Origin of the sequence: Rhodopirellula islandica, from assembly GCF_001027925.1 — a bacterium.
Classification (GTDB): domain Bacteria; phylum Planctomycetota; class Planctomycetia; order Pirellulales; family Pirellulaceae; genus Rhodopirellula; species Rhodopirellula islandica.
This window is the reverse complement of sequence record NZ_LECT01000044.1, coordinates 573,628-588,433: the sequence shown is the minus strand read 5'-3', so window position 1 is coordinate 588,433 and position 14,806 is coordinate 573,628. Positions and strand designations below refer to the sequence as shown.

The window sequence follows — 14,806 nt, the reverse complement described above, 5'->3', positions numbered from 1 at the left end:
AGACGCCCGCCACCATTTATTTTTCGAACGTCCCAAGGGAGGGTGATCATAAACGCTTGGCAACACGGTACTTCAAAACTGCACGACCTCCGAAGTTGGGAGGGGTCGGAAAACGAGCGTTCAGCGAGATTTTCCGGGGAGCGGCATCACGCGCCGCTGCCCGTGCTCTTGCGTACGCCTGAACGGCGTCGCTCGAAATCTACCCCGGCAACGTGAATCGCTGCACGCGGTGGTTGTTGCTATCCAACACGTGCACGCGACGCTTGGAATCAACGACCAATCCCCAGGGCTGATAAAGTTGTCCCGGATCGTGACCGGGTGCGCCCCACGATGAGATCGGCTCGCCTTCGGGGGTCATCCGCTGGATCCGTTGATTGCCGTATTCGCAAACCAAAACGGTCCCATCCGAGTCCACGGCGATGCCGTAGGGATAGTAAAACTGGCCGGGTTGTTTGCCCTCGTGCCCCCAAGCCCCGATCCACTCTGGCTGGGTGGTGGAGATGTCGTAACGCTGCACTCGATGATTGCAGGAGTCGGCGATCCACAGCGTGCTGCCATCGACGACCAAGCTTTGCGGCCGCACAAAATGTTGGACTTCGCGTCCTGTCCCACCCCATTGAGCCATGAATGTGCCATCGGGATCAAATCGCTGAATCCGATCCGAGGCACCGTATTCGCCGATGTAGCGGCAGCCGTCGCCATCGACCGCGATGTCCGTCACAAACGCGAATTCACCCGGGCCGTCTCCCGATGTGCCGCCGATCAAATCGTCGGGCAAAAACTCGCCGTCCGGAGTGAACGCCAACATGCGGTAGTAATGCGTGTCGGCGACCAACAAGCGTTCTCGAGCGCCGTCAAAGACCATCCCAGTGGGACGGCCGTTGGCGGTTTCGGGTGTCTTCCAAGTTCGCAAATGTTGACCATCGGCGTCAAAAACTTGGATCCGACCAGTCGTGTCGACGATGTAAAGCTGGTCGTCTGGGTCGATCGCCATCGCTCGTGGCTTCAAGAACCGCCCATCAGACATCCCACGCCGGCCCCAAACCAACTCGGGTGTCCCGCCCATGGCGGAGGCCACACAGCCGTTCAGTCCCGTCAGCCCCAGCAGACCGGTCGCTCCCGCCAGCATTCGCTGACATGCCTGTCGACGATCGATCCTTTTGGATTCAGCGGGATCGTTTCGTGATGGAGGGTGCATGCGGGCTTCCTGGGGGAGCGTGACACCTGCCATCTTGCATGCAGGCTGCCATCGATGAGCTCGAATCGCTAGCATAGGGAGTCTCGCTAGCGTTTGGTTCTGAATTGATTTTGACTCCTCCTCATCCCGCTGGTCACCCTGCACGGGGCCAATCGACAACTGTTCCCGTGCGTCGAACGTCGCTTGCCCTGGGCATTGGACACCACGGGAAGCGAGCGTCGTGCACTCACCGTTTTCGAGACCAACCTAGTTTAGCGGCCATCCCGGTCGGATGGATCGTCCACGTTTCACAGAGCCCATGATATACGACCTGCAAACGACCGATGACCCGCGTGACATAGTTCATCGCAGCGTGCAAGCGCTGGTCGAAGGCCAGGTCATTGGGGTCCCCAGCGAAACGGTCTATGGGCTGGTCGCCAGTTCGCTGTGCCCTGCCGCCGTCCGCCGATTGGCGCAGTGGACCGCGACCTGCCGAGGTTGGCACACCCACTCAGATGCCTCCAATCCGGCGTCCTCCGGTGCGGACCCGACTGACTTTGTGGCGCCCACCGCCGACGCCGGTTCGATTGCCTTGTGCGTCCGCAGCAGCGAGGCGGCCGGTGACTTCCTGATGCCAATGACGATGCTAGCTCGACGGATGTCGGAACGCTGCTTTCCCGGGCCGCTGACGCTGATTGCGGACTGTGATGATTCGGTTTCAGCGATGAGCTGCTTGCCTGAAACGGTCGCGGAAACCCTGCGAGCGGGCGCCGGACAAAGGTCGTCCTCCACGGGTGGGCCAGTCGCATTCCGAGTCTCCGAGCATCGCTTGCTCAGCCACATTCATCGTTATCTGTCCGCCCCCTTGGTGTGGGGAGAAATCGGTTTGCCGGACGCTTCACCGCCCACCACCGCGGAAAAACTGCAGGCGGCACTGACCGCAGGAACGGGCGAATCCTTGCCACTGCTGCTCGATGACGGCATCAGTCGCTATGGTGATGAAGGAACGGTGGTCCGCGTGTCGGGCAATCACTGGCACGTCCAGCGAACAGGAGTGATCCAACAAGCTGCCATGAATCAATTTGTCAAACCAGTCATCGCACTCGTGTGCACCGGTAACACCTGCCGCAGCCCCATGGCGGAAACACTGCTCCGGGAAGCCTTGCGGCGCAAATTCGGCCGGGAAGATGTCGCGCGCGTCGTCTCCGCTGGCGTCGCAGCAGGGCACGGCAGCGGGGCTGCCCCTCAAGCCGTCGAAGTCATGGGTCGGCGTGGTTTGGACCTGACCGGTCACGCCAGCCAACCGCTCGAAGAATCGTTGATGTCGATGGCGGACTTGGTTCTGACCATGACCCGTCGCCACCGAGATGCGATCGTGGCGGCCTGGCCCGACCGTGCCGAACGAGTGTCCACGCTTCGGCGAGACGGGGGCGATGTCAGCGATCCCGTCGGAATGTCCGTCGAGGTGTATGAACAATGTGCAGATCAGATCGTAAGCGAACTGGAAGGCTGGCTCAGTGACCTGCCTCCCGATTTTTTCCCGTCCGATGGCCCCGACGGAGGCCCAGATGACGAACCAAGGCAGCCGCATGCAGGTTCGGAGTAAGGAATGACACTCAAAGTAGGCCTGGCCAGCGACCATCGCGGCGTGCATATCAAGGCACGTCTCCTGCAAACGCTTCTTCGCGAAGGGTTTGAGGTCTGCGACGAGGGCACCGATTCCACCGACCCCGTCGACTACCCCGACTTCGCCATCCGCGTTGCCGAGCAGATTCGTGACGGCAAACTGGATCGCGGGATCCTGATCTGCGGCACCGGAATTGGCATGGCAATCGTCGCGAATAAATTTCACGGCGTTCGTGCCGCTTCGTGCTACGACGAAGTCATCGTGGAAATGTCGCGGCGACACAACGACGTCAACGTGCTGTGCTTGCCCGGTGACTTGATCGGGGAACGCCCCATCGACGAATTGGTCCTGATGTGGCTTCGCACCGACTTCGAATGTGGACGCCACTCCCAACGCGTCGACAAGATCACTGCGATCGATGGCAGTGCCTCGCCCGACAACAATCCTGGCGTCTGATTCGTGTCCGCGAAGAAAGCCTCTGGCTCCTCCCCCAAAGCCGCGAAAACCACGCGCGCGATCGCACTCGACGCGCCGCCTCTGAACTCGTGGAATGAACTGATTGGCCACGACAGCTTGGTCGCGGGCTTGAGCACTGCGATCCGACTGGGACGCTTGGGCGGAAGCCTGTTGTTTGTCGGCCCCAGCGGTGTCGGCAAAACTTCCGCGTCGATTTTGCTGGCCCAAACACTGCTCTGTGAACGCAGCACGGCACGTGACATGGCGCCTTGTTGCGAATGCCCCTCCTGCATTCAAGTCCGAGCGGGCACGCATCCGGATTTCATCCAAGTCCGCAAACCAGACGACAAAACGCTGATCCCGTTGGAACTCTTGATCGGACCCGTCGACGCGCGTTTGCAAGAAGGATTTTGCCACGACGTGCACCTGAGACCGATGCAAGCTCAACGCAAAGTCGCGATTCTGCACGACGCGGACTTCCTCAACGAAGAAGGCGCCAACTGCCTGCTGAAGACGCTGGAAGAACCGCCGGCCAACGCGTTGATCATCTTGATCGGAAGCAGCGAACAACGCCAGCTTCCAACCATTCGTTCGCGATGCCAAATCCTTCGCTTCCAAACACCCGTCGGTGAGGCCGGCCGAAACCTGCTGCGAAAACAACTCGATCACTATCAATCGCAACACGAAGACGAACCCCTGCCTCCCATTTCCGACGACGCCTTGGACGCTGCGATCGAACTCTCGGCCGGCGACATGCACGTCGCCGCACGACTGGCCCGCGGGGGCGGCGAACAAATTCGCGAAGCCCTTTGGAATCAACTCGCCGCTCCCGTGCCCGACCCAACGGCCATTGCTCGCTTGATCAATGGGCACCTCGATTCGATCAGCAAAGACGTGCCCAAACGACGAGCGGCACTTCGCGATGTGTTTTCAATCGCCGTCCAACACTACCGCCGGCAACTGCGATCCGATGCCAACGCGGGGGAATACGACCCTGCCACCCACCGGCGACTTGACCGCACGTTGCGAACGTTTCGAGAAATCGACCGCAGCGCCAACCTCGGCACGCTGGTCGACTGCTACGCCGCGGACTTGACCCTGGCCACCACCGGAGACCGAGGCGCCATCGGCTAGGCAGCCCTTCGTCGTAGGCCAGGTTATCACCTGGCACCCAACCAATGCTTTGGAACAAAGCGAGTCGTCCAACCACTCCGGCAAGACTCCCAGACGTCCGACCAGCCCCGCCAGGCAGGGACGGACCTACACCCGCCGCGCTACAGCTTGCCGATTCAATCGTCAACGAGGTTCTAGCGCATGCAGGATTGGCACTCTTGCCCGTCCAAGCCGCGTTCGCGTCGGCCCCCCCGCTGAACGCGTCACGACTTCGATGCGAGTCAGCCACCGAGACCGCAAAGCTCACCAACTTTTGCTGTCCTACGGGCATGCCAACCGTTAGGCTAGAAGCACCGCCTTCTCTTCGCCGTCTTCTCGGGGTGTCACGATGTCCGCTTGGAAAAAGCTTCTCGCCAGTGTGTTGCTGCTCGCCTGGATTGCCTTCATTGGATCCCCCAGCTCACTGGCCCAAGACAACAGTGGACCGCTCGTCCCCGGAGGCTTCGGCCCCGATGTCGCTCTTCCCTCAGGTGCCAATCCAGACCCAGGCGCAGCCGGTGGTCAATCTCTGGCTGATTTCAGCCAATTGATGCAACTGATTCAAACCACGATCGAACCCGAATCCTGGGAAGCACTTGGCGGCGTCGGAACGATGGCGCCGTACCCCGCTGGCATCGTGGTCGCTCCCGATGGACTGCTTCGCGAAGTCGAAAACAACGCCAAACCGGATCCCCAATCCGCCCAATGGAAGAAGCACGCAACCGCATTGATGTTGGACGCGGCAAACTTTCGCGACGATGTCTCAACTCTGGTTCCGGAACACTGGACATCGCCCGCCAAGATCCGATGTGTGTCCGTACGAAGATGGATGCAAGCACTGGCTGCCGAGAACCTGAATTCATCCTCTGCTCCGGAGCGGAACTCGAACAACGATGCACTGGGACATGCCGGTGGATTGTCCAAGATTTCGCTGGTCCTGCTGACCGATGACGACATTGTCTTGGCCGGCACCGTCGGCGGATTCGAGCAAGTCAACGGTTGGCAAGTCGATCGACGCTCGGGGCTTCCACCCATGAACCTGACTTCGCTCGCCGTTGGATTGTCGGCAGCGCTTCACCAACAACCGTTTGGTTGCACGATCGATCCCACACCAGCTGGCCTGAAGAAAGCGACCGCTCTCGGTCGGTCCATCGTTTCCGGCGACGTCCCCATGGGACTGGCCGCGGAGTCGTTGGCCGAAGCCCTGGGACGGCAAGACATCCACGTCTTCGGAACCTCCGCGGATCATGAAATCGCTTGGCTGCTGATCGAAGCCGACCGCCACATGAAACGTTTGGCACTCGGCGAGGAAGACATGCCCGACGGAGTCCGCAACTACTTGCAAACGATTCAAGCCACCGCGGGCAACTCACCGCCGGCCGACCTGTTGCTTCGATTGTGGTTCACCGGGCAAGCCTTGGAAGTCCAACATGAGCGGGCTGATTCCGCCCACCTCTGGCAGTTGTCGGGCACGCCATTGCAACTCAGTGGCGAGAATGAATTGGCGTTGCTGACCGGCCGACGCGGCAACGTGGTCTTGGATCCATCCACGGAAGCCTTTGTGGATCACTTCAACCAACAGTGGCCAACGATCCGAACTCGTTACCCGCTCTACGGCGCTCTCGAGTCGGTCTACCAAGCCACCGCCTTGGGACAACTCTGGGCACAAAGCAGCCAGCGAAATTCGACAACGGTGTCGCCTCAAAACGACCACGCGACCTTGCAACGAGCGCTGCTGCATTTCGCCTCCCGACGATCCTCCCAACTGGCAACGCCAACGCAAGTGGACTCGATCGCAGTCCTGCATCGATATCGGCACCGCAACAAAATGCATCAACTGATTTTGGCCAGCGGCGGCGTCAGCGTCGAACCTTCCGACTTGCTGCCGACTCAAATGCTGCCCCGACCAAGTTTGGCCAACTACGGTGAACTCGTCGACGCACGCCCCAGCGATCGCTGGTGGTGGAACGCGGAGTGATTGACCGAACCAGTGCCCAACCAGTCGTGCCCCGGTTTCCATCGGCTGACGCCGATGGCTACAACCTATCGCCACTTCGTGGCTGAAACGCCCGCACCAGTCCCAACGGGACGACAGGTTGTCGCCACGGGTGCGAACCCGTGGACAGTGAAACAACGCACCAGAAAACAAAAGCCCTGAAGGGGCGACAGGTGTTGGAAACGGCATGCGACCTGCCGTCCCTTCAGGACTGGATGATTCCGTCGCGGCCCAATTTCCATCGGCTCACGCCGATGGCTACATCCTGTCACCACTTCGTGGCTAAGACTCCCACACCGATTTCCATCGGCTGACGCCGATGGCTACAGCCTGTCGCCACTTCGTGGCTGAAACACCCGCACCAGTCCCAACGGGACGACAGGTTGTCGCCACGGGTGTGAACCCGTGGACCGGAAAACAACACACCAGAAACGAAAGCCCTGAAGGGGTGACAGGTGTTTGGAAACGGCATGCGACCTGTCGTCCCTTCAGGACTGGATGATTCTGTCGCGGTCCGATTTCCATCGGCTGACGCCGATGGCTACAGCCTGTCGCCACTTCGTGGCTAAGACTCCCACACCAGTTTCCATCGGCTAGCGCCGGTGGCTACATCCTGCCGCCACTTCGTGGCTGAAACACCCGCACCAGTCCCAACGGGACGACAGGTTGTCGCCACGGGTGCGAACCCGTGGATCGGAAAACAACACACCAGAAACAAAAGCCCTGAAGGGGTGACAGGTGTTTGGAAACGGCATGCGACCTGCCGTCCCTTCAGGACTGGATGATTCCATCGCGGCCCAATTTCCATCGGCTCACGCCGATGGCTACAGCCTGCCGCCACTTCGTGGCTAAAACTCCCACACCAGTTTCCATCGGCTGGCGCCGGTGGCTCCATCATGCCGCCACTTCGTGGCTAAGACTCCCGCACCAGTCCCAACGGGACGACAGGTTGTCGCCACGGGTGTGAACCCGTGGATCGGAAAACAACGCACCAGAAACAAAAGCCCTGAAGGGGCGACAGGTGTTGGAAACGGCATGCGACCTGCCGTCCCTTCAGGACTGGATGATTCCATCGCCGCCCGATTTCCATCGGCTGACGCCGATGGCTACAGCCTGTCGCCACTTCGTGGCTAAGACTCCCACACCAGTTTCCATCGGCTCACGCCGATGGCTACAACCTGCCACCACTTCGTGGCTAAGACTCCCACACCAGTCCCAACGGGACGAAATTCGCCGACACTTCGTGGCTGTTTTTAAGAGATCACTAAACCACTTCGCGATACAGCGCTCGCGTGGAGTCTTCGTCGAGCTCGATTGGGTTGAAGGTTCCGGTCCATTGCTTCAAGGCATCTTCGACAAACAAACCGATGTCCGATGTTGGGATCGAAAGATCATCCAGCGTTGTCGCGAGGTCCGCTGCCCGCATCCACTCCTCAATCAGCTCCGCCAATCGCGTCGGCGCTTCGGAAACCTCGCTACAAGGTTCCAGCTCTCTCAGCAACTCGGCGTACCAATCCGCGTGAACGGTTCCGTTGAACCGAACCACCGCGGGCAACATCAGACCAACCGCCTGCCCGTGCACGACATCATGCCGGGCAGTCAAAGGATTGGCCGTGGCGTGCGCCGCGCCCAACATCGATGTTTCGATCGCCATGCCAGCCAGGCACGCCCCCAGCTGCATCGCCGAGCGAGCTTCCAAGTCATCAGGAACTTGCAACACGCGAACGAAGGACCGGGCCAACAATCCAAAGGCACGTCGACTGTATGTTGTCGACATCACGTTTCGTTTTTTGCTGACATAGGTTTCGACCGCATGCGAAATCGCATCGATGCCGGTCAGCGCCGTCACCCCGCGTGGCTGCGTCAACGTGAACGTTGGATCCAACAACGCGATCCGGCACGCGGCCTTGGGATCGCCGCAAGCCATCTTCACGTGCGTTTCCGCATCGCTGATCAGCGCAAAGCTCTGGGCTTCGCTGCCGGTTCCCGCCGTGGTGGGAATCGCAATCATCGGCAACATCTCCGCCGTCGCTTTTCCGACCCCGTGGTAGTCGTGGATGCGACCACCGCAGCTGTAAACGAAGTTGATGCCTTTGGAGCAGTCCATGCTGCTACCGCCCCCCAGCCCAATCAGCAGGTCAGGCTGGAAATCCGCGGCCACGCTCACGCCCGCATCGACCATCTCAGACGTCGGATTTTCGGCGAAGTCATGAAAGGACTGCACCTCCCAGTCGCTCTCGCGGAGCAAACCGGTGATGCGATCAAAATGCCCCGCGGCAACGATTCCCGGATCGCAAACGACCAAGACTCGAGGACGCCCTGAACTCAGCACCCCGCCGAGCGAACGAGCCAGCCCATTGATCTGATTCGAAACGTTCGGCCCAAACACGATTCGCGTTCGTGGATGAAGATCAAACGGTTGCATGCGGGTGTCCTAAAAAAGGGCGGCAATCGAGGTGGGAGATCAGGCAGGAAGGACCATCAGTTGAACGCATCCGTCGCTCATGCCAAACCCCATTGACGGCGCAGGAACCACTCGACTGACAAAGCCCCGGCAAACAATAGGAAAATGAGCCAACCGCTCAGCGGTCCGTCACCCAATCGAAACTTTTCGATCACCGTTCGGGTGGACTCCGTCCGGCGTGACTGGATCAATTCGACCAAATCGTCCATCTGGTCCGGATCAAACACCTGCCCGCCTGCCCCCGATGTGGCCGAAGCCATCTGGCGAAGCAATGCATGATCCGTCGCCGACGCCGTCAATTCTCGCGTGTCGTCGAGCACCTGAAATGCAACCTCAGCCGGCTCGATCGTCTCCCCGGATTCGGATGAAGCACCTTGCCCGCCCGCAGCCACACGCAAGCGGTGAAACCCGGCCGGCATCGGTGGCAACTGCCCCGTCAAGGAAACCGAAGACTCACCCGTCGAGGTGGTGCTCGACATCGGCACGACGATTGTGTCCCCCGAAGCCAGATTCACCTCCGCTTGCAGCGATGCACCATTGGGCAGCGACGAAAGATCGCCTTGCATCGTTGCGGTGAACGAAGGCGCCTCCGTTGCCACAAACCGCCGCGGTGACAACTCCAACTGAATCGCTTGCTGGGAAGAATCCTCTCGGGCCAGCGACCAAAGGATCAACTGACGCCAGAACCGCCGATGAAAATCACCCAGCCCTGCACGTCGCCACGTCCAAGTGGAATCAAACGCCAGCGCGGCGACTCGGCCGCGACCATATTCACCGACGACCATCATCGGTTCGTCACTGGCGGTTTGCAACAAAACTTGAACCCCCGGAGCCACTCGAACCCCAGGCCATCGATTGGCTCCCGGCATCGGTGGCAGACTCGACCAACTGATCGGGCTGCCCTGGTGGCTCGCTTGGATCGATGTGATCGGATGCGGATCGGCAGGTTGCAAACTCACCGATTGCCGCGTGGGGTCCGCACCACTCGTCAATCGATCCGATGCACTCAGCGGCCCCGGCGTTTGTCGTTGCCGATCATCCAATTGCACCGGCAGAACGCTTGCGAGCGGTGTCGTCGCGTAACCGCCTCGTGAATACGTGTGCTCGCCACCGAGCATGATCAACGCGGTGCCTTCCCCAACCGAGTCCGCTAATTCTTGCAGTTGCGCATTGCCGAGCGCAGCGGAATGCAGGTCGCCAAGGATCACCACGTCGTAACGACCACGGCTGAAATCATCCGCCAGATCGATCGGCCAGGCACCGACGGTGTCGCGTGGGATCCATCGATACGTCAGTTCCAAATCGAGGAATCGACCCAGTGCCCAGCGAAGATCCTTTTGCTCCAGTCGCGGCGTCCCTTCAACGTACAACACACGCCCGCCACCTTCGCGAACGTCGACGAACGCAACCTGTGAATTGTTGTCCGTGATCGTCTCGCCCGATCGAGTCTCGACGCTGGCCACCAATCGATATTGGCCTGGCTTGGGAGCCAGCACGGGCACTTCGATCGCAATGGTTTGCTCCATCGAATCGGGCGTGACCGTGCGAGTCGCGGCAATCGCGGTTTGACCCGCCGAATCGATCCACTGCAGTGAAACTTTGGCGGGCGACTGCACGATGCCACGCGTGCGAACATCAAACGACACACTGGATTCATTGCCAGTGAACATGCGAAACGTCTCGGGCAAAGATTCAATGGCCAAATCGATCTGACGCGACGCCTCCGCGGGAGGCCCCAACGGGATCGTCCAAATGGGGACGCCCATCGCTCCGACCAAGCGGGCTTCTCGACGTGGATCTGGTTGCGACGATTCGTCGCCTTCCGTTCGTTGGGTGACTTGCGTCCCATCACTCAAGACAGCGACTCCCGTCAGCGGGCTGTTTCGCCCTCGGTTCATGGCCATCAACAACGGCGATGACAAATCGGTCTCTTTGCCGGAATGCTCGACCGTGCCAACACGGCTTGCCAACGTCTCCAGTTCGCTTGTTCCACTCTCACCGATCACGTTGGCTGAAGTATCAAACCCCATCACAACAACTTGCAATGCTTGATCGGAATCCGACAGACCTCCCGCCAGTCGTTCCAGCGCCCGACGTTGCTGGTCCCAGCGGCTCTCCGATCCATCGGATGGCAAACTCATGCTGGCCGACGTATCGATGGCGATGGCCAGTGTCGCTGCCGCGGGACGATTGTCTGATCGAACGAGTGCCGGTCGAAGCAACACCAACGCCAGGGCGACGGATGCCAAGCCACGCAGCAACAACAGACTCTGCCTGCGACGCCCGCTCACTCCCGGAGGCAGGATCGTGAACAGCATCGCCACGATCAAACCCACCAACAGCAACGCAATTGGCAGCGAATCATAAATCGGGTCCAGGCTCCAACTCACGTGGCCGCTCCCGATGTGCGGTAAAAGCGATTGCTCAGCAACTGCTCGGCGAGAAACACGATCACGGCCAGCAACATCATCGGTCCGTGCAACGACACCTGAGGCGAACCTCCCACTCGACCTTGGATTGACAATCGCTCCCCAGAATCCGATGGCATCCACTGTTCGACCCCGAATCGCAGATCCATCTCCGACGCGGTGACTCGTTCGTCTTGCGACCAAACGGGATCCAAGTTCGTTGAGTAACCGCCCCAGTAATCGGGACCTCGCAAGAACGTGGTTCCGACTTCGTTGGTTTCAGGGAACACGCCGCCACGTTCGACCACATCCACTTCGCTGACGGCGGGTTCACCGCCAAACGCACTTTCCACTGCCAGCGGTGAGTACAACCGAACCGTTGGTTCCGTCATTGCAACCGTGGTGCTCTCCGCCGGACTGGAAGCACGCTGAATCCGATTCGCAGCATCCGTTTCAGGGACCACGGCGGTTGCCCCCACCAAGACCGTCGTCGCTTGGTCGGATACTCCGGTCGCCCACTGCATCAGTCCACGCCAGATCACAAACGCGGGCCAAGCGTCAGCGGCCGTGAACATCTGGTTCCACGATCGCGTCTTCTTCGACAACGCCGGCAAGGGCGTGGTGAGCACCGCGACGCGACCTGATTTCACACTTGATTCATCCGACTCAATTGTGCGAGCCAGGATGGCAGGGTGCTGAGTCCCGGCGTAGCGGACCACCGTCTGCCAACCGGCATCCACATTGGGTTCGGTTTGCCAGTAGCGATTGACAGGGAAGGAACTCCACGGCGGCTGATCATCGAGCAAGGTCAGCGGTCGCAAGATCGGGTGCGAAGGCAGACGCTCTTCCCAAAACTCCCCTGGCGCCGGCACTCGCCACGAGCGCACCAAAGGCGGCAACAACCGATCCACCTCGTCCGTTTGATTGTTCGGCCGCGCAACACCCAAGACCTCCGTTGACGGCCCCATCATCATGACCACGCCTCCACCGCGACGAGCCAACTCCATCAACTGGTCGACGGTGTTCTTGGTCAGCCCATTGCCCGAAACGACCGATTGCGATGCCGCGTCGATTTGGATCGGCGGGTCGATCATCGCCACCGCATCAATCAGCTGCCAATCAACCGCCGACAAATCCGAGTAGGCCACCCCGGCAACACGAAATCCTGCCCCGTCATCATCCGGTGCTTTGGGTGCTGTCAAAGCGAGTCCAAGCTCGTTGCGTTCATCCGCGTTCTCACCCACCAACAGCACTCGCGGCGGAACGGGAATGTTGAGTGTCAAAAAACGTCGATCATCCCACTCAAACGCATCGTCTCCCACCAGCTCAACCACCGCGTGATGAGTCCCCAAGTCCAAGGGTGGCAATGTCAGAACCAACTCCACATTGGCTCCCGCAACAACCGTTGCCGAAGCTCGGTCCACCCCGCGCAGTCTCGGCAGCACCAACTCACCGTCACGAATCACGGGCAACGATGGATCGCGTTCATACAAACTCAACTGCACCGTCACATTGAGTGATTGGCCTTCGCTCGCTGACGATTCCATCCCAACAGAGACCGAAATGGGGATCGAGACCCCCGGTGCCGGAGCCGCATCGATCAACTTCGGTGGCGACAAAAAGCGATTGATCAAAGCCCCTTCCGAAGCACCTGCACTGCCATCATCACTGGCAGCGACTTGCAACATTGAGATTGCAACGTCTTCCAATTGCATCGCGGGTGTTTGCGCAGAGGGCTTCCACGACGCCGCGTTCCAGTCCGACACCACCACCAATTGCTTGCCCGGCAAATCGCTGGACCGCAACAACTCGACCGCCGCGTCCATGCGTTCTTGCACCGGCAGTGGATTGGCCAGCGGTTTCATTTGCGACAAACGCAACCTCGCCGAAGCGGCATCCAGCGCAAACCCGATCGGTGTCGCGGAGCGGTCCAACACCGCCAAACGACTTCCCTCTGGCAAACGTTCGATCACTGTCGCCGCTTCGCGAATCGCTTGGTCCAGCCGACTGGAATTCGTTCCATCCGAACTGGCAACCGATCGCATCGCCGAGGGCCCATTGTCGATCAACAACGCCATCGCGACGGGTTGCTCATTGCCTTCGGACAGCTCACCCGATGTCGCCCACGTTCGTGTGCCCAGAAACAACGATGCAAGCAATGCGACCAAGCCGGCCACCGCCACGCCAATGGCCAACGACCGCCCCATTCCACGAGCAACCGCAAGGCTGGCCAAAACTAGAAAACCGACTCCGGTCAGCCCCATCAGACCGACCGTCCACCACGTCGATGACAATGCCGAATCGATGTGCGGCCGAGCCAATGCAACCGCCAACGCGATGACTGCCAACACACGAAGCGCCAGCAACCACCACCGACGGATTCGCAACCGACTTCGCTGGGAACTCAGCTTGGGTCGCAAAAACCGAACCCCGGGAAACACAACGCGCTGCGGTTCACGACGAGCCAGCAGGTGCAATGCAATCGGCACCACCGCCGCCAGCGTCCCCAGGATCAACGTTGCGTTAAAAAACGTCACTTGCGATCCGTCAATTCAAGAATCCATTCGGCCAACGCGTCCAGTGTACCCGCCTCGATGGTGTGCGGTCCCTGGAACGCTCGGAAGTCCCACTCCTCGGCTTCCTCATGCAACGTGTCCGCCAACGTCGCGGCACTGGAAAACGGCAAGATTTGATCCAGCGTTCCGTGCGACTGCAGCACTCGCGTCGCTTTCAAACGGCCGCCTCCGGACTTCGACGCTGCCTCGCGCCACTTCGGCCCACACACCAATGTACCGGAGAATTGCACCAAAACATTCGGGGGAGGGATGTCGCCGGTCAACGCCGCGTTCATGCTCACCATCGCGCCCTGGGAAAATCCGCCCAAAACATACGGCCGAGACGACTTCGTCGTGCCTGGCTGCTCGTTGGATCCGGCCGGCGGATCCGCGGGCATGCTGCTCAAAACCGCCTGAATCGTCGACACCAATTGGTCGCTGGCAGACTCGATCCCCGGAGGCGTTTGATCGTGCAGTTGGTCAAACTGGGAAGTCTGCAAAAGCTGCTGAAGCGATGCCATGTTCAGTGGCCACCACGCTCGACCGCCCGGCATGCCCTGGTCCGCCAAGTCACCGGGTGCGACGGGATACACAAACCGAACCGCTTTGGCGGCATCACCCAGCTTGCTGACCAGGTAGTCCGTCAACCCGACCAAGTCATCGCCAGGGGCTCCGTAACCATGACAGAGAATGACAGGCAACCAAGGCTCATCCGAGCCGTCGACCACGGTGCACGCGAGCTCACCGAATTCAGACGCGTGAAAAGATTGTTTGGGAGTGTTCATGCCTCCCAAGATAGTGCGTGGGCGGTGGTTGAGTCAGCCCAGACCCGATCGAGCCATTGCCCCAATTGTTCCCCCGAGTCCTCGCGGAATGACTGTCTCGAATCACTCCTCGATCAACTCGCAACCAAGAACAATTGGGACAATGGCTCGACGCCGCCCCCCTCTCCGTCATCGGGCTTGTTTGAT

9 protein-coding genes and 1 pseudogene are annotated in these 14,806 nt (G+C 60.0%); 5 read left to right on the top strand and 5 right to left on the bottom strand.

Annotation, left to right across the window (positions count from 1 at the left end):
- Nucleotides 1-199: 199 nt before the first annotated feature.
- The gene (locus RISK_RS23450; RefSeq protein ID WP_047816768.1) at nucleotides 200-1,198 is read right to left on the bottom strand and encodes an NHL repeat-containing protein; all 999 of its coding nucleotides are present in this window, start codon (nucleotides 1,196-1,198) and stop codon (nucleotides 200-202) included.
- A 298-nt stretch (nucleotides 1,199-1,496) separates the two neighbouring features.
- On the opposite strand from RISK_RS23450, the gene RISK_RS23445 reads away from it, so the two are divergent.
- The 5 genes and pseudogenes from RISK_RS23445 (at nucleotide 1,497) to RISK_RS23430 (ending at nucleotide 6,390) form a co-directional block, all read left to right on the top strand.
- Nucleotides 1,497-2,783, top strand: coding sequence for an arsenate reductase/protein-tyrosine-phosphatase family protein (locus RISK_RS23445; protein WP_236696614.1), 1,287 nt, complete (start codon nucleotides 1,497-1,499; stop codon nucleotides 2,781-2,783).
- Between the two features lie 3 nt (nucleotides 2,784-2,786).
- On the top strand, nucleotides 2,787-3,260 hold the full coding sequence (rpiB, locus tag RISK_RS23440) for a ribose 5-phosphate isomerase B (RefSeq protein WP_047816669.1): 474 nt from the start codon (nucleotides 2,787-2,789) through the stop codon (nucleotides 3,258-3,260).
- 3 nt (nucleotides 3,261-3,263) lie between these two features.
- A complete protein-coding gene (locus RISK_RS23435) occupies nucleotides 3,264-4,394 on the top strand; it encodes a DNA polymerase III subunit (protein ID WP_047816668.1) in 1,131 nt (376 codons plus the stop codon).
- A gap of 30 nt (nucleotides 4,395-4,424) precedes the next feature.
- A pseudogene (locus RISK_RS33700) lies at nucleotides 4,425-4,469 on the top strand (hypothetical protein); the annotation flags it as partial.
- A gap of 292 nt (nucleotides 4,470-4,761) precedes the next feature.
- Nucleotides 4,762-6,390, top strand: coding sequence for a DUF1598 domain-containing protein (locus RISK_RS23430; RefSeq protein WP_047816667.1), 1,629 nt, complete (start codon nucleotides 4,762-4,764; stop codon nucleotides 6,388-6,390).
- 1,282 nt (nucleotides 6,391-7,672) lie between these two features.
- Here the strand turns inward: RISK_RS23430 and RISK_RS23425 are convergent.
- From RISK_RS23425 to RISK_RS23410, 4 genes are all read right to left on the bottom strand, one after another.
- Nucleotides 7,673-8,833, bottom strand: coding sequence for an iron-containing alcohol dehydrogenase (locus tag RISK_RS23425; RefSeq protein ID WP_047816666.1), 1,161 nt, complete (start codon nucleotides 8,831-8,833; stop codon nucleotides 7,673-7,675).
- 77 nt (nucleotides 8,834-8,910) lie between these two features.
- Nucleotides 8,911-11,262: a glutamine amidotransferase gene (locus RISK_RS23420; RefSeq protein ID WP_047816665.1), complete on the bottom strand. Its 2,352-nt coding sequence runs from the start codon at nucleotides 11,260-11,262 to the stop codon at nucleotides 8,911-8,913.
- A complete protein-coding gene (locus RISK_RS23415; protein WP_047816664.1) occupies nucleotides 11,259-13,817 on the bottom strand; it encodes a BatA domain-containing protein in 2,559 nt (852 codons plus the stop codon). The genes RISK_RS23420 and RISK_RS23415 overlap by 4 nt, the downstream gene beginning before the upstream one ends.
- Complete coding sequence (locus tag RISK_RS23410; protein ID WP_047816663.1) at nucleotides 13,814-14,620, bottom strand: alpha/beta hydrolase; 807 nt, start codon at nucleotides 14,618-14,620, stop codon at nucleotides 13,814-13,816. The genes RISK_RS23415 and RISK_RS23410 overlap by 4 nt, the downstream gene beginning before the upstream one ends.
- Nucleotides 14,621-14,806: the final 186 nt, after the last annotated feature.

Bases quoted from the DNA above. Each gene is read 5' to 3' on its own strand.
- RISK_RS23450 (WP_047816768.1), bottom strand. From the start codon at position 1,198: ATGCACCCTCCATCACGAAACGATCCCGCTGAATCCAAAAGGATCGAT.
- RISK_RS23445 (WP_236696614.1), top strand. From the start codon at position 1,497: ATGATATACGACCTGCAAACGACCGATGACCCGCGTGACATAGTTCAT.
- rpiB (WP_047816669.1), top strand. From the start codon at position 2,787: ATGACACTCAAAGTAGGCCTGGCCAGCGACCATCGCGGCGTGCATATC.
- RISK_RS23430 (WP_047816667.1), top strand. From the start codon at position 4,762: ATGTCCGCTTGGAAAAAGCTTCTCGCCAGTGTGTTGCTGCTCGCCTGG.
- RISK_RS23425 (WP_047816666.1), bottom strand. From the start codon at position 8,833: ATGCAACCGTTTGATCTTCATCCACGAACGCGAATCGTGTTTGGGCCG.
- RISK_RS23410 (WP_047816663.1), bottom strand. From the start codon at position 14,620: ATGAACACTCCCAAACAATCTTTTCACGCGTCTGAATTCGGTGAGCTC.